This is a genomic window from Pseudomonas sp. p1(2021b) (assembly GCF_020151015.1).
Lineage (GTDB): Bacteria > Pseudomonadota > Gammaproteobacteria > Pseudomonadales > Pseudomonadaceae > Aquipseudomonas > Aquipseudomonas putida_K.
Genome location: NZ_CP083746.1, coordinates 381,192 through 395,924, shown reverse-complemented (window position 1 = coordinate 395,924; position 14,733 = coordinate 381,192). Strand labels below are relative to the sequence as shown.

General features: G+C 61.0%; 11 protein-coding genes and 1 tRNA gene. 8 read left to right on the top strand and 4 right to left on the bottom strand.

Going from position 1 to position 14,733, the window contains the following annotated elements; translation table 11 throughout:
• Window positions 1-99 precede the first annotated feature (99 nt).
• Window positions 100-609 carry a 2-amino-4-hydroxy-6-hydroxymethyldihydropteridine diphosphokinase gene (gene folK, locus K8374_RS01720; RefSeq protein ID WP_224457717.1) on the bottom strand — a complete coding sequence of 170 codons (510 nt, stop codon included), beginning with the start codon at window positions 607-609 and terminating at the stop codon, window positions 100-102.
• Entirely contained in the window at window positions 600-956 is a 357-nt protein-coding gene (gene folB, locus K8374_RS01715) for a dihydroneopterin aldolase (protein WP_084856197.1), read from the bottom strand. The genes folK and folB overlap by 10 nt, the downstream gene beginning before the upstream one ends.
• 74 nt (window positions 957-1,030) lie before the next feature.
• Here folB and plsY point away from each other — a divergent pair, with 74 nt between their 5' ends.
• Window positions 1,031-1,600, top strand: coding sequence for a glycerol-3-phosphate 1-O-acyltransferase PlsY (plsY, locus tag K8374_RS01710; RefSeq protein WP_084856199.1), 570 nt, complete (start codon window positions 1,031-1,033; stop codon window positions 1,598-1,600).
• Between the two features lie 16 nt (window positions 1,601-1,616).
• Here plsY and tsaD read toward each other — a convergent pair whose 3' ends face one another.
• Window positions 1,617-2,642 (bottom strand): tRNA (adenosine(37)-N6)-threonylcarbamoyltransferase complex transferase subunit TsaD, encoded by a 1,026-nt coding sequence (gene tsaD, locus K8374_RS01705; protein ID WP_084856201.1) that lies wholly within the window; start codon window positions 2,640-2,642, stop codon window positions 1,617-1,619.
• A gap of 205 nt (window positions 2,643-2,847) precedes the next feature.
• Between tsaD and rpsU the strand changes: the two genes are divergently transcribed.
• The 6 genes from rpsU (at window position 2,848) to K8374_RS01675 (ending at window position 12,462) form a co-directional block, all read left to right on the top strand.
• Window positions 2,848-3,063 carry a 30S ribosomal protein S21 gene (rpsU, locus tag K8374_RS01700; protein WP_003255575.1) on the top strand — a complete coding sequence of 72 codons (216 nt, stop codon included), beginning with the start codon at window positions 2,848-2,850 and terminating at the stop codon, window positions 3,061-3,063.
• A gap of 283 nt (window positions 3,064-3,346) precedes the next feature.
• Window positions 3,347-5,329 (top strand): DNA primase, encoded by a 1,983-nt coding sequence (dnaG, locus tag K8374_RS01695; RefSeq protein WP_224457716.1) that lies wholly within the window; start codon window positions 3,347-3,349, stop codon window positions 5,327-5,329.
• A gap of 67 nt (window positions 5,330-5,396) precedes the next feature.
• Window positions 5,397-7,250, top strand: coding sequence for an RNA polymerase sigma factor RpoD (gene rpoD, locus K8374_RS01690; protein ID WP_224457715.1), 1,854 nt, complete (start codon window positions 5,397-5,399; stop codon window positions 7,248-7,250).
• A 176-nt stretch (window positions 7,251-7,426) separates the two neighbouring features.
• Window positions 7,427-11,170: a bifunctional diguanylate cyclase/phosphodiesterase gene (locus K8374_RS01685; protein ID WP_224457714.1), complete on the top strand. Its 3,744-nt coding sequence runs from the start codon at window positions 7,427-7,429 to the stop codon at window positions 11,168-11,170.
• 15 nt (window positions 11,171-11,185) lie between these two features.
• Window positions 11,186-11,262: transfer RNA gene (locus tag K8374_RS01680), tRNA-Ile, on the top strand.
• Window positions 11,263-11,388: 126 nt separating this feature from the next.
• Window positions 11,389-12,462, top strand: a complete 1,074-nt coding sequence (locus K8374_RS01675; RefSeq protein WP_224457713.1) for a site-specific integrase — start codon at window positions 11,389-11,391, stop codon at window positions 12,460-12,462.
• A 958-nt stretch (window positions 12,463-13,420) separates the two neighbouring features.
• Here the strand turns inward: K8374_RS01675 and K8374_RS01670 are convergent.
• Window positions 13,421-13,666 carry a hypothetical protein gene (locus K8374_RS01670; protein WP_224457712.1) on the bottom strand — a complete coding sequence of 82 codons (246 nt, stop codon included), beginning with the start codon at window positions 13,664-13,666 and terminating at the stop codon, window positions 13,421-13,423.
• 572 nt (window positions 13,667-14,238) lie between these two features.
• On the opposite strand from K8374_RS01670, the gene K8374_RS01665 reads away from it, so the two are divergent.
• The gene (locus K8374_RS01665; protein ID WP_081263166.1) at window positions 14,239-14,466 is read left to right on the top strand and encodes a hypothetical protein; all 228 of its coding nucleotides are present in this window, start codon (window positions 14,239-14,241) and stop codon (window positions 14,464-14,466) included.
• Window positions 14,467-14,733: the final 267 nt, after the last annotated feature.

The following is a 14,733-nucleotide window of genomic DNA, read 5'->3' as shown; positions in this document are numbered from 1 at the left end:
CCGCAATCGCCGGCAAGCCGGCTCCCACCTGTCCTGCGCTGTTTTCAGAGAAACCGCCGTACCTGGGGGGAGCTAGCTGGCTTGCCGGCGGCTGGGCCCTCACATCCGGGTCAGTTGCAACCCACGCCACTCGAAGGGCACCGGTGCCAATGTCTGGTCGATATCCGCTTCCTGCCACAGCTGCCCCATCGTCTTGCCGACGCCCGGGTGCACCAACTGCGGCGCGATCAACGACAACGGCCAGAGCACGAACGCATTCTTGAGGATCTCGGCCCTGGGCAACACCAGGCCGTCGAAAGTACCCAGCAGGTCGTCATACATCAGCACATCGATATCCAGCGGTAAGCCCTTGCGCTCAGGCGCATAACGGCCGTTGTCCGCCTCGATGAACTTGAGCCGACGGTCCAACTCCAGCAGCGGCAGGTCGGTCTGCCCGGTGACCACCAGGTTGTAGAACGGCCCGCTCTTGATGCCCACCGCCTGGCTTTCGAACACCGGCGAGCAGCGCATGCCCTGCAGGAAGCCCGCCAGGGCATCGAGCCCGGCGCACAGGTGCGCCTGGCGGTCGATGTTGCTGCCCAGGCCCAGGTAAACCGTACTCAGAGACATCCGCGCTCGATCTCCACGCCAACGCCGCCACGGGCCGCCGGTACGGCACCCGGCTTGGTCAGCTTCAGGCGCACCCACGGAATGTTGAATTCTTCCATCAATACCGCGACCAGGCGCTCGGCGAATGTTTCCACCAGTTCGAAACGGGCCTGCTCGGCGAACGCCTGGACACGTGCCGAGACACTGGCGTAGTCCAGGGCCAAGGCCAGGTCGTCACCGGCAGCCGCCGGGCGATTGTCCCAGGCGAAACTCAGGTCCAGGCGCAGGCACTGGCGAATATCCCGCTCCCAGTCATAGGCACCGATGACGGTATCGACTTCCAGGCCTTCGATGAACACTCTGTCCAAGCACTTCTCTCCACAGCACGACAAGGGCGACTGGCGCCGTTAGAATCAGGGCGTCCTCGCCCGGAATAGTTAGCATGTTTTGGTTATTGGCGCTGCTTGCCTACCTGCTCGGCTCTCTGTCCTTCGCCATTGTCCTGAGCCGCCTCAGCGGCAGCCCGGACCCGCGCTCCAGTGGCTCGGGCAACGCCGGCGCGACCAACATGCTACGCCTGGCAGGCCGCAAGCTGGCGATCCTGACCCTGCTGGGCGACCTGTGCAAGGGCCTGTTGCCCGTGCTGCTGGCCCAACTGGCCGGCCTGGGCCTGCAGGAGCAAGCCTGGGTCGGGCTCTGCGCGGTGATCGGTCACCTGTTCCCACTGTACTTCTGCTTCAAGGGCGGCAAGGGCGTGGCCACCGCAGCCGGCATGCTCATGGGCCTGTACTTCCCCGCCGCGCTGCTGGCCATCGCCGCCTGGCTGCTGACCTTCTACCTCACCCGCACCAGCTCCCTGGCCGCGCTGATCGCCACCCCGCTGACCCTGCCATTGCTGGCCTGGCGCGAGCCCGAGGCGTTGTTGCCGATCACCGTGCTCACGGTACTCATCGTCTGGCGCCATCGCAGCAATCTACGCGACCTGTTCGCCGGGCGCGAACGGCATTTCTGACCTTGCACACACCGCTTCACACCGCCGGCAGCTGCTCCATCGGCCAACGCGCCTGTACGGCAATGGCCAGGTCCTGACGCTGCCCGGCCAACAGGCGCTGGCACCCGGCGTAGGCGATCATGGCGCCGTTGTCGGTGCAGAACTTGGGGCGCGCGTAGTACACATTGCCGTTGAGGCTGGCCAGCATGGTTTCCAGCGAGGCCCGCAGGGCCTTGTTGGCGCTCACGCCGCCGGCGATGACCAGGCGCTTGAGGCCGGTCTGCTTGAGGGCGCGTTTGCACTTGATGGTCAGAGTCTCCACCACCGCCTGCTGGAACGCCAGGGACAGGTCGCAACGGGTTTGCTCACTGTCGTCGCCGGCATCGCGGCATTGCTGCCAGGTATTCAGGGCGAAGGTCTTGAGGCCGCTGAAGCTGAATTCCAGGCCCGGACGATCGGTCATCGGCCGCGGGAACACGAAACGCCCAGGCACGCCCTGCTCCGCCAAGCGAGCGATCTCGGGCCCACCCGGGTAGTTCAGGCCGATCAGCTTGGCGGTCTTGTCGAATGCCTCGCCCGCCGCATCGTCCAGGCTCTCGCCCAACAGTTCGTATTGGCCGATGCCATCGACCCGCACCAGCTGGGTGTGGCCGCCGGACACCAACAAAGCGACGAACGGAAACGCCGGAGGCGTTTCCTCGAGCATGGGGGCCAGCAGATGGCCTTCCATGTGGTGCACACCGATCGCCGGGATGTCCCAGGCGAACGCCAACGCCTGGGCGCACGAAGCACCGACCAGCAGGGCGCCGACCAGGCCGGGGCCGGCGGTGTAGGCAATGGCATCGATCTCGGTGGCGACGCAGCCAGCCTCGGCCAGCACCTGGCGGATCAAGGGCAGCATGCGCTTGACGTGATCACGCGAGGCCAGCTCCGGCACGACGCCGCCATAGACGCGGTGAAGGTCGATCTGACTGAACAGCGCGTCGGCCAACAGGCCGCGCTCGCTGTCGTATAATGCGACGCCAGTTTCGTCGCAGGATGTTTCCAATCCCAGTACTAGCATGGGTCCGTGCCTTGTGGAGGCTGAATTCGAAGGCGCGCATGATAGTCTCCGTACCACATGCCGACCAGCGGTTTTCGATCAGAGGCTTTGCATTCCGGCCAGCTAAGGGTTAACATCCGCAACCCTTGAAAACCGACGTTCTCCAGCACACCTTTTGTTTTGCCAGGAGCACGTCTACCCCGGTAATGAATTAAGGTAGCCCTGGATGCCAGCCGTCAAAGTTAAAGAGAACGAACCCTTCGACGTAGCTCTGCGTCGTTTCAAGCGCTCCTGCGAAAAAGCCGGTGTACTGGCTGAAGTTCGTAGCCGCGAGTTTTACGAGAAGCCGACTGCCGAGCGCAAGCGCAAAGCCGCTGCCGCTGTAAAGCGTCACGCCAAGAAGGTTCAGCGCGAACAGCGCCGCGCCGTTCGTCTGTACTGATACAGGCGTTCAACGCAAAGCTTCTGCCCGCCCGGCCTCGTGCCGGGCTGATGGCAGCAGTTGCTTCAAACCTCCGGCTTCGGCCAGAGGCGCCCTTCGCAACAGCGCATGGGCAACCTGCCTGAACACGTCAGAGCTGGTCCCCGACCAGTCGTGCACGTCCTGACTGACGAGCCATTCGTGGCTGACGAGCACACTTTTCCTCACCTCTCCCGCATCAACTGCTCGCCCTCAACCGGCGCGTAGCGATTAGACTTGCCAGCTGCCAGATGACGAGACTGCCATGGCCGGGCTGATTCCCCAAAGCTTCATTGACGACCTTCTCAACCGCACCGACATCGTCGATGTGGTGAGTTCGCGCATCCAGCTCAAAAAGACCGGCAAGAACCTTTCCGCCTGCTGCCCGTTCCACAAGGAGAAAACCCCCTCCTTCACCGTCAGCCCCGACAAGCAGTTCTACTACTGCTTCGGTTGTGGTGCCGGCGGCAACGCGCTCGGTTTCGTCATGGACCACGACAACCTGGACTTTCCCCAGGCGGTCGAAGAGCTGGCCCAGGCCGCCGGCATGGAAGTCCCTCGGGAGGAAGGCCGTCGCGGGCAGAAGCCCCGCCAGCCCACCGACTCGCCCCTCTACCCGCTGCTGGAAGCCGCCGCCGAGTTCTATCGCCAGGCCCTGCGTGGCCACCCGACCCGCAAGGCGGCGGTGGACTACCTCAAGGGCCGAGGCCTGTCCGGCGAAATCGCCCGTGATTTCGGCCTGGGCTTCGCCCCGCCGGGCTGGGACAACCTGCTCAAGCACCTGGGCGCGGACAGCCTGCAGCAAAAGGTGATGATCGATGCAGGCCTGCTGATCGAGAATGCCGAAAGCGGCAAGCGCTACGATCGTTTCCGCGACCGCGTGATGTTCCCTATCCGCGACAGCCGTGGCAGGGTCATCGCGTTCGGCGGCCGGGTCCTCGGGGACGACAAGCCCAAGTACCTGAACTCCCCGGAAACCCCGGTGTTCCACAAGGGGCAAGAGCTGTACGGCTTGTACGAGGCGCGCAAGCACAACCGCAACCTCGACGAGATCATCGTGGTCGAGGGCTACATGGACGTCATCGCCCTGGCCCAGCAAGGCCTGCGCAATGCGGTGGCGACACTGGGCACGGCCACCAGCGAAGAGCACCTCAAGCGCTTGTTCCGCGTGGTGCCGAGCGTGCTGTTCTGCTTCGATGGCGACCAGGCCGGCCGCAAGGCGGCCTGGCGCGCCCTGGAGTCAACCCTGGCCAGCCTGCAGGACGGCCGCCGTGCCCGCTTCCTGTTCCTGCCCGAAGGCGAAGACCCGGACAGCCTGGTGCGCGCAGAAGGCACCGATGCCTTCATGGCCCGCATCAACCAGCACGCCCAGCCGCTGGCGGACTACTTCTTCGAGCAACTGGGCAACGAGGCCGACCCGCGTTCGCTGGAAGGCAAGGCGCACATGGCGACCCTGGCCGCACCGTTGATCGAAAAGATTCCCGGTGCCAACCTGCGCCAGCTGATGCGCAACCGCCTGAAGGAGGTCACCGGGCTGGATCCGCAACAGGTCGAACAGCTGGCCCAGCACGCACCAGCCCCCAGCACCCCGGATTACGACCCTGGCTATGACTACGACGCCATGGCCAGCTACGCCCCCGACTACAGCGAAGCGCACCTGTACGACCATGCGCCCGCCCAGCAGGAACAGCGCCCCTGGACACCCAACAAAGGCGGCAAGAAACAATGGGATGGCAAGCCCTGGGACAAGAAAGGCGGCAAGCCCTGGCAACGTGATGGCCAGCGCGGCGAAGCGCCGCCAAGGGTGCCCGCACCGGTGGAGCCGCCGACGCTGTCGGCGCTGCGCACCTTGCTGCACTACCCGCTGCTGGCCGGCAAGGTGGAAGATGCCAGCCATTTCGCCGACGAAGAGCACCTCTACAGCCAGCTGCTGGTGGCCTTGATCGAAGCCGCGCAGAAGAATCCTAAGCTAAGCTCAATGCAGTTGATCGCACGCTGGCACGGCACCGAGCAAGGCCGCCTGCTGCGGGCCCTGGCGGAAAAGGAGTGGCTGATCGATGCCGACAACCTTGAACAACAGTTTTTCGACACTATAACTAGCTTGTCCGCCCGCCAACGCGAGCGCAGCCTGGAACATCTGCTCAGGAAAGCACGTCAAAGCGAGTTGAGCGGCGAGGAAAAATCGCAGCTCCTTGCCCTGCTGAGCCGGAATGTTCCCGCACAAAACCCGACCTCATCTGGCGCGTGAGGTCCATGCTCGGGTATAATCCTCGGCTTGTTTTTTGCCCGCCAAGACCTTCAGTGGATAGGGTGTTATGTCCGGAAAAGCGCAACAGCAATCTCGTATCAAAGAGTTGATCACCCGCGGTCGTGAGCAGGGCTACCTGACTTACGCGGAGGTCAACGACCACCTGCCTGAGGATATTTCAGATCCGGAACAGGTGGAAGACATCATCCGCATGATCAACGACATGGGGATCAACGTATTCGAGAGTGCTCCGGATGCGGATGCCCTGCTGTTGGCGGAAGCCGACACCGACGAAGCCGCAGCCGAAGAAGCTGCCGCAGCGTTGGCGGCAGTTGAAACCGATATCGGCCGCACGACCGACCCGGTGCGCATGTACATGCGCGAAATGGGTACCGTCGAGCTGCTGACCCGCGAAGGCGAAATCGAAATCGCCAAGCGCATCGAGGAAGGCATTCGCGAAGTCATGGGCGCCATCGCCCACTTCCCGGGTACTGTCGACTATATCCTCAGCGAATACGACCGCGTCACCACCGAAGGTGGCCGTCTGTCCGATGTCCTCAGCGGTTACATCGACCCTGACGACAACATCGCCGCCCCGACCGAGGAAGTGCCGATCCCTGGCGCCAAGGCCGCGGCTGCCAAGGAAGAGGAAGACGAAGAGGAAGACAGCGAAGAAAGCGGTGACGACAGCGAGGACGAGGGCGAAAGCGGCCCGGATCCGGAAGTTGCCCGTCAGCGTTTCGGCGCCGTCGCCGACCAGCTCCAGGCCACCGGCAAGATCCTGAAGAAACATGGCCGCAGCGGCAAGGAGAGCATCGAAGCCCTCCAGGCCCTGGCAGACCTGTTCATGCCGATCAAGCTGGTGCCCAAGCAGTTCGACGCGCTGGTCGAACGCGTACGCAGCGCCCTGGAGCGCCTGCGTGCCCAGGAACGCGCCATCATGCAACTGTGCGTGCGTGATGCCCGCATGCCGCGCGCCGACTTCCTGCGCCTGTTCCCGAGCAACGAGACCGACCAGACCTGGTCCGGCGACCTGGCCAAGCGCAACACCAAGTGGGCTGCCGCCCTGGCCGAGAAGGACGCCGCGATCGTCGCCTGCCAGCAGAAGCTGATCGACCTCGAAACCGAGACCGGCCTGACCGTTGCCGAAATCAAGGAAATCAACCGTCGCATGTCGATCGGCGAGGCCAAGGCCCGCCGCGCCAAGAAGGAAATGGTCGAGGCGAACCTGCGTCTGGTGATTTCCATCGCCAAGAAGTACACCAACCGTGGCCTGCAGTTCCTGGATCTGATCCAGGAGGGCAATATCGGCTTGATGAAGGCGGTGGACAAGTTCGAATACCGTCGCGGCTACAAGTTCTCGACCTATGCCACCTGGTGGATCCGCCAGGCGATCACCCGCTCGATCGCCGACCAGGCGCGCACCATCCGTATCCCGGTGCACATGATCGAGACGATCAACAAGCTCAACCGTATTTCCCGCCAGATGCTGCAGGAAATGGGTCGCGAACCGACTCCGGAAGAGCTGGGCGAGCGTATGGAAATGCCTGAGGACAAGATCCGCAAGGTATTGAAGATCGCCAAGGAACCGATCTCCATGGAAACGCCGATCGGTGATGACGAAGATTCGCACCTGGGCGACTTCATCGAGGACTCGACCATGCAGTCCCCGATCGATGTGGCCACGGTCGAAAGCCTCAAGGAAGCCACCCGTGACGTGCTCTCGGGCCTGACCGCACGCGAAGCCAAGGTGCTGCGCATGCGTTTCGGCATCGACATGAACACCGATCACACCCTCGAAGAGGTCGGCAAGCAGTTCGACGTGACCCGCGAGCGGATCCGTCAGATCGAAGCCAAGGCGCTGCGCAAGCTGCGCCACCCGACGCGAAGCGAGCACCTGCGCTCCTTCCTCGACGAGTGATGACGAACCCCGGCCCAGGCCGGGGTTTTTCTTTTCGGCCATTGCGCCCGTGACGCACAGGAGCGCGCTCGCCCGCGATGGACGCAAGGCGCTCCGCTGATCGGTAAGCCCACAATCCCCACCCGTCGCGCCTGGCCGTCTACACTCGTTGCATACCCCCTGAACGCGAGGCCGCTATGTCTTTTGTGCCGGCCCTTTTGTTGTCGATCCTGCTCGTCTGGACCACAACGGCCGGCGCCTTGACCCTGACGGATGAAGAGAAAGCCTGGCTCGGTGCCCACCCCCAGCTACGCCTGGGTATCGATGCCTCCTGGCCACCTTTCGAGTTCCGCGACCAGGAGGGCCGCTACCAGGGATTGGCCGCCGACTACGTTGCCCTGATCGAGGAACGCCTGGGCATCCGCCTCAAGCCGGTCGAGCCCAGAGGCTGGACCGAAGTCCTGCTGCAAGCCAAGGAAAACCACCTGGACCTGCTCCCTGGCATCATGTCGACACCGGAACGCCAGAATTACCTGTCCTTCACCCGCCCCTACCTGGACTTCCCCATCGTCATCCTGGCCCACGACGGCGGGCCACAGCCCCGCACACTCAAGGAACTGTACGGGCTCAAGGTCGCCGTGGTGGAAAACTACGCGCCCCATGAGCTGCTGCGCACGCACCATCCGGACCTGAACCTCGTCGCACTGCCCAACGTCAGCTCCTCCCTCCAGGCCCTGGCCACCGATGAAGTGGACGCTGTGGTCGGTGACCTCGCCTCGAGCATCTGGGCCCTGCGACAACTCAAGCTCGAAGGCCTGTACGTCAGTGGCGAGACGCCTTACCGCTACCAGTTGGCCATGGCCACGCCCAGGGGCAACAAGGTCTTGATCGGTATTCTGGACAAGGTCATAGCAGACATGAGCCCTGGCGAAGTCAACCAGATCCAGCAACGCTGGGTTGGCAATGTCGTCGACCAACGCTCGTTCTGGAACGACCTGCTGCTCTATGGCCTGCCCGCGGTCCTACTGCTGATGGCCATCCTCGCCGTGGTGATCCGCATCAACCGGCGCCTGAGCTCGGAAATCTCCCGGCGTATCGCGCTCGAGCAGGAGCTGCGCAGCAGTGAGTACCACTACCGCAGCCTGGTCGAAAGCCTGTCGGCCATCGCGTGGGAAGCCGACGCCAACGATTTCACCTACAGCTACGTCTCCCCCCATGCCGAGGACTTGCTCGGCTACCCCCTGGGCGACTGGCTCAAGCCGGGGTTCTGGCGCAGCATCCTGCACCCCGAGGATGCGCTCTGGGCCCAGGCCTTCTGCGACAGCGAGACCGCCGCCGGGCGCGACCACAGCCTCGACTATCGGGTGATCCGCGCCGATGGCCAGGCCCTCTGGGTGCGCAATATCGTCAGCATGATCGAACATGGGCACCGCCCGTTGCTGCGCGGCCTGATGATCGACATCAGCGAAACCAAACGTACCGAGGATGCCCTGCGCCTGTCGGAGCAGAAGTTCGCCTCGGTGTTTCAACAATGCCCGGACATCCTGGTGATCGCCCGGCACAGCGATGGCTGCCTGCTGGAGGTCAACGAAGCCTTCGAAGAGCAGATCGGCCTGAGCCCGAGCCAGGTGATCGGTCGCACCGCCACCGAACTGGACCTCTGGGCAGTCGCAGGCGCCGGGCCCGTCCTGTTGGAGCGCCTGCAGCGGGGTGCCATCCGTAATCTAGAGACCCGGTTCCGACGTAGCAACGGCCAAATATTCACCGGCTTGGTCTCCGCTGAAACGTTCGAACTCGATGGCACCCGGGCGCTGGTGGTGGCCGTGCGGGACATCAGCCAGCTGAAGGAAACCCAGCAACAGCTGCAAACCTCGGAGGAGAAGTTCGCCAAGGCCTTCCACGCCTCCCCCGACGGCCTGCTGCTGTCACGCCAGAGCGACGGCCTGTTGCTGGAGGCGAACGAAGGCTTCTGCCGCCTGACCGGCTACGATATCAATCCCGCCAGCGACCAGACCTCCCTCGATCTGGGTATCTGGGTCGACCTCAACGAACGCAAGCGCCTGGTCGACCAGCTCCAGCGTGACGGCTTCGTACGTGACTTCAGTTGCCACATTCGCCGCAGCGACGGGCAGATCCGCCTGTGCGAGCTGTCAGCCCGACCGCTGCCGATCGCCGGCACCGACTGCATGCTGACCATCGTGCGCGACATCACCGAACGCAACCTGATGCAGGAAAAACTGCAACTGGCGGCCACCGTGTTCGAGAACACCGCAGAAGGCGTCTTGATCACCGACCCGGAGCAACGCATCAGCGCGGTGAACCGCGCCTTCAGCGAAATCACCGGCTACAGCGAAATAGAAGCCCTCGGGCAGACCCCGCGCCTGCTTGCCTCCGGCCAGCACGACAGCGCGTTCTATGCCGCCATGTGGCACCAGCTCACCGCCGAAGGCCACTGGCAGGGAGAAATCTACAACAAACGCAAGAATGGCGAGCTCTACCCCGGCTGGCTGACCATCAGCGCCGTGCGCAACCGCGAGCATGAGATCACCCACTTCGTCGCTGTGTTCGCCGATATCTCCAGCCTCAAGCTTGCCCAGGCCAAGCTCGACTACCAGGCCCACCACGATCCACTCACCGGCCTGCCCAACCGCGCCCTGTTCGAAAACCGCCTGCAGGCTGCCCTCAGCGGCGCCCAGGAGGCCAATCGCCAGGGCGCGGTCCTGTTCCTCGACCTGGACCGCTTCAAGCACATCAATGACAGCCTCGGCCACCCCGTGGGCGACCTGCTGCTAAAAAGCATCGCCCACCGCCTAAAGGAACAGGTACGCGACCTCGATACCGTAGCCCGCCTGGGCGGCGACGAATTCATCATCCTCCTGCCCGGCCTGCACCGCCCCAGCGATGCCAATGCCATCGCCAATAAATTGCTGGCCTGCTTCCATGCGCCCTTCCAGGCCGGCGAGCATGAATTCTTCACCAGCGCGAGCATCGGCATCAGCCTCTATCCCCAGGACGGCAGCGACGTCGCCAGCCTCATCCGCAACGCCGATGCCGCCATGTATCGCTCCAAGGCCAAGGGCCGCAACCGCGTCGAAGCCTACACCCGCGACCTCACCGCCCAGGCCAGCGAGCGCATCGCCCTGGAGCACGAACTGCGCCGCGCCATCGAACGTCGCGAAATGAGCCTGTGCTTCCAGCCCAAGTTCAGCCTCAAGAGCCAAAGCCTGGTCGGCGCCGAAGCCCTGGTTCGCTGGCGGCACCCGACCTTCGGCGAGGTACCGCCGGAGCAGTTCATCCACCTGGCCGAGGAGAACGGCACCATTCTCCAGCTGGGCGATTGGGTGATGGAACAGGCCTGCCGCCAGATGTTCGCCTGGAAGGCCCTCTACAAGCCGTTCGGCCCCCTGTCGATCAACCTCGCCGGCGCCCAGCTGCGCCAACCGAACCTGGCCAGGCGCATCGCACACCTGCTCAAGGTGTACCAGCTCAAGGCCGGCGACCTGCAGCTGGAAATCACCGAGAACTTCATCATGAGCCAGGCCGAAGAAGCCCTGGCCATCCTTCACCAGCTCAAGGACCTGGGCGTGCAATTGGCCATCGACGACTTCGGCACGGGCTATTCATCGCTGAGCTACCTCAAGCGCCTGCCACTGGACATCCTCAAGATCGACCAGTCCTTCATCCGCGGCCTGCCGGACGACCCCCACGACGCCGCCATCACCCGCGCGATCATCGCCCTGGGCCGCAGCATGCAGCTGACCATCATTGCCGAAGGTGTGGAAAACCAGGACCAGCAACGCTTCCTCGCCATCGAAGGTTGCGAACAGATCCAAGGCTACATCGTCAGCCCGCCCCTGCCCCCGGAGGAGTTCGCAGCGACCTTTCTTCGTATAGCACTATCAGATCTTTCAGATGGCACCCACCTCAAACCCTCGTTATAATCCCCGCCACCTCTGGGGCCTATAGCTCAGTTGGTTAGAGCAGAGGACTCATAATCCTTTGGTCCACGGTTCGAGTCCGTGTGGGCCCACCATACTCAAAGCCGCGCATTGCGCGGCTTTCGTGTTTTTGGCGGGTACACCTCAGATACAGTCCTATGGTCTAAAGGTACAAATTAGGTACAGTGCTGCTTCGCTTGCACGCCTTTGGAGTCCTTCAGATGGCCACAATCGTCAAAACCCCTGCCGGCACCTGGAAGGCCGTTATCCGCAAGACCGGATGGCCGACCAACGCCAAGACTTTCCGCACCAAACGCGACGCCGAGGACTGGTCACGACGCACCGAAGATGAAATGGTGCGGGGCGTGTATATCCAGCGCAGCGGGTCAGAGCGCATGACGCTGGAGAAAGCCCTGCAGCGTTATCTGGCGGATGTCACACCAACAAAAAAGCCCAGCACGCGCAAAGCTGAGACGACCAAGGCAAAGCAACTCACCCTGAATCTAGGCAAATACTCCTTAGCCGCCCTTTCTGCCGAAATCATCGCTGACTATCGGGACAGCCGGCTCGCTTCGACTAGCAAGCACGGCCGCCCAATAAGCAACAATACTGTTCGTCTCGAACTAGCACTACTCAGTCACCTTTACACCGTAGCGATCAAAGAATGGGGATTAGGGCTCACGTTCAATCCCGTTTTGAATATCCGGAAGCCGCGCCCTGGCCCAGAACGTGATCGCCGGCTAGCTGGCGACGAAGAGCGTCGGCTGTTTGCGGCGTTGAACGATTACAGCAATCCTATGCTGCGGTGGATTGCTGTTATTGCGCTGGAAACCGTAATGCGCTCGTCAGAGATCACTGGCCTGCGGTGTCACCAAGTCAACCTTCAGAAGCGTGTAGCGTTCCTCCCAGACACCAAGAACGGCAGCCCTCGGGAAGTGCCCCTCAACGAGATTGCGACCGAAGCTTTCAGGGATGCCCTTGATAACCCGACTCGTCCGAACGATTGCGATCTGATTTTCTTTGGAGAACCTGGCAAGGACGGAAAGAGGCGCCCTTACGCTTTTACAAAGACCTGGGGATTGCTGAAACGGAAACTGGGTATGTCTGATTTCCGCTTTCACGACTTCCGCCATGAGGGGATCAGTAGGTATGCAGAGCGCGGGCTATCGGCCCAAAAGTTAGCGGCTTTGAGCGGACATAAATCTATGCAGCAGCTCAAGCGCTACACACACCTGCGGGGAGAAGATCTCGTGAGAGATCTGGATGCCCTCCCGAAACGGAGACCAACGACATGAATCTCCGCAGTATCCACCAACAGAGCTGTAACCAGGTAGAGTTGCTGGATCCGTTGCTAGTACCCGCAGAGTCAGATAGATGCGAGGCGCTCGGAGCAGAGTTCATCAAGAAAAGGATTTTCCATGAACCCGACTGCTCAGATACACCATCAGGGCCAGTTGCGCTCGTTCTACTTTGCTCATTGAGGTCGAGTCTGGTTGAGCGTGGAGCTACGTTAGCAAAGCTGCCGAGGGACAGATTTGCTAATCGACAGCTCGGACTGGATCTTCAGACATTGCAAGCATTCCAAGGGCAACCCATCAAAGATCCTGAGCTCCTACGGCTTGTCCTCCATCGATTCCAGGCTAGGGCATACTACTGGAGCGAGGTCCAGCAACTCCTACTACAGCGCGTAGACAAGGACCCCACCGCAGGCTGATATATCCATTTCCGGCCTCCCTGCCGGCGCTGGTGGCCAGGTCCGGGCATGAAGCCGCCCGGCCCTGGCGCGGCATCCATGCCTCACCAGCTCACTCTGCCCCCCTCAGCTCTGACCTCTACGACGTTCAGCCGCATAATGGCGGGTCTGGTACTTCAAGATACAGGCGGTATTCAGCCGCTCTTCCTCACCTAAACCCCACCCCTGCGCGAGCACATCTGGCCATTTTGCACTGCGCCCCCAGGGGGGTGGCGGCGAGAGTACAAAAACAACTTTCAAGGGCTCCCAACGCGATGAGCACACCAGTTCGGTTAGCTCTAGGTATCGTCGTTCGGTCATCGCGGTTCCGTAACGCCTCAGACGATCCAGGGTATACAGGGCTCGACGCAACTCCATCTCCTGGAGGCCATTAACGACCTCTAAAACCAGAGGCATAGGGTCAGGGTGGTACCAAAGATTCAACGCTGTCTCAACCAATACTGCAGGATCGGCGTGATTAAGCTCTCCCTGGACCAACCTCTTCAGCGGATGCATCAACATTAATCCTCGCCAGCAGCTACGACGAGGTTTTCTAAAAATAATTGGAATGCCTGCTCTGTCACTTTGCTCGCAGCAGCCAGTTTGTATGCACCTACAACAGCATCCAGCGCTGGCTGCAACATACCAGTGAATTTTTCTAACAGCATCTCGCCATTGAGGTCATCAAGCTCTGGAGCGACTTCTGTTAGTAAATCATGCGTGAGGTTTTGGGGAAAATGCTGACGTGGTAGGATATTGGACGCCATTAGGATCTCCTGCGATCTTTTTGGTCAGACGCTGGATAGGGCTGCAACCCCATCCAGCGTCGCCACTTTATCTCCACCCGCTAATATTAGTCCAGCCTTCGTGTCTGTCTGTTTGTTTTTTCTTTAAGACATACAAACAGAAGAGACCATTATTTTTCGTAATTCATTGAATTTAAAGGATTTTGTCAGTTAAAGGTGAAAACTTATGGGGCCTAAGGTGAAAGAATATGGGGCGAAAGGTGAAGAGATATGGGGCGACGGCTCTAATAGGTGAACATTTATGGGGAGCAAAGGTGAAAGCCTATGGGGTTAAAAGTGAAAGCTTATGGGGCGAAGGTGAAAACTTATGGGGAGAACCATTCTTAGACCTTTTTTTCATATAAACGCATCGCACAACTAACTCAGAGTAATCAAAAGCGTTAGACAATAACAAATAACAACAAAAAATACGCAACAATACGCCAAAATAACTAATTGGCGGTACAAGACATAACGTCACTTTAGTTGACCGCGCCTGAGCTGCCGAACTTAAATAGCCCACAACACTTACCTCGAAGTTGTGGAGCGTTCCGATGAAAAGTCGATTTGAAGAAGCCCTAGTCGAAAAATTTGGACTTTTGATGTCTCCTGCCCAACTTGCAGAGCTTCTAGGCAAGTCTCCAGAAGCTCTTCGCGTTCATCTCGCCCGTTACAAAAACGATAATTTTTATCGAAGCCTCAATGGTACCTCTGTAAAAGTTGGTCGCCGCGTTTACTACCGAACCCCAGAAGTTGCGGAGATCCTCGCATGCCCAGCCTAATAAGCTGGCTTGGCTCACCGAGCTTTAGCCGTCTAACGCACAGAGTGTTCTATCTTCTTCTACTCCTCACCAACCTAGCAGTTCCCTTGGGGCAACATCGCGCCTGGGGTGGATTGCCAGGCTGGTGGTTGTTCCCCTCAACAGCCGCCCTAGCCCTTTGTGCCGTGCAACAGTATTTGTCCGGTGGGGGTCAGTTTTATGCGCTCGCCGGCATCCCGTATGCGTTGCTGTATGTGTTTGACGCTAGCGCCGTGCCCTTAGTTTTAC

Excerpts from the sequence above, each read along its gene's own strand:
- K8374_RS01675 (WP_224457713.1), top strand. The coding sequence starts at position 11,389 with ATGGCCACAATCGTCAAAACCCCTGCCGGCACCTGGAAGGCCGTTATC.
- rpoD (WP_224457715.1), top strand. The coding sequence starts at position 5,397 with ATGTCCGGAAAAGCGCAACAGCAATCTCGTATCAAAGAGTTGATCACC.
- plsY (WP_084856199.1), top strand. The coding sequence starts at position 1,031 with ATGTTTTGGTTATTGGCGCTGCTTGCCTACCTGCTCGGCTCTCTGTCC.
- tsaD (WP_084856201.1), bottom strand. The coding sequence starts at position 2,642 with ATGCTAGTACTGGGATTGGAAACATCCTGCGACGAAACTGGCGTCGCA.
- dnaG (WP_224457716.1), top strand. The coding sequence starts at position 3,347 with ATGGCCGGGCTGATTCCCCAAAGCTTCATTGACGACCTTCTCAACCGC.
- K8374_RS01665 (WP_081263166.1), top strand. The coding sequence starts at position 14,239 with ATGAAAAGTCGATTTGAAGAAGCCCTAGTCGAAAAATTTGGACTTTTG.
- folK (WP_224457717.1), bottom strand. The coding sequence starts at position 609 with ATGTCTCTGAGTACGGTTTACCTGGGCCTGGGCAGCAACATCGACCGC.
- K8374_RS01670 (WP_224457712.1), bottom strand. The coding sequence starts at position 13,666 with ATGGCGTCCAATATCCTACCACGTCAGCATTTTCCCCAAAACCTCACG.
- rpsU (WP_003255575.1), top strand. The coding sequence starts at position 2,848 with ATGCCAGCCGTCAAAGTTAAAGAGAACGAACCCTTCGACGTAGCTCTG.
- K8374_RS01685 (WP_224457714.1), top strand. The coding sequence starts at position 7,427 with ATGTCTTTTGTGCCGGCCCTTTTGTTGTCGATCCTGCTCGTCTGGACC.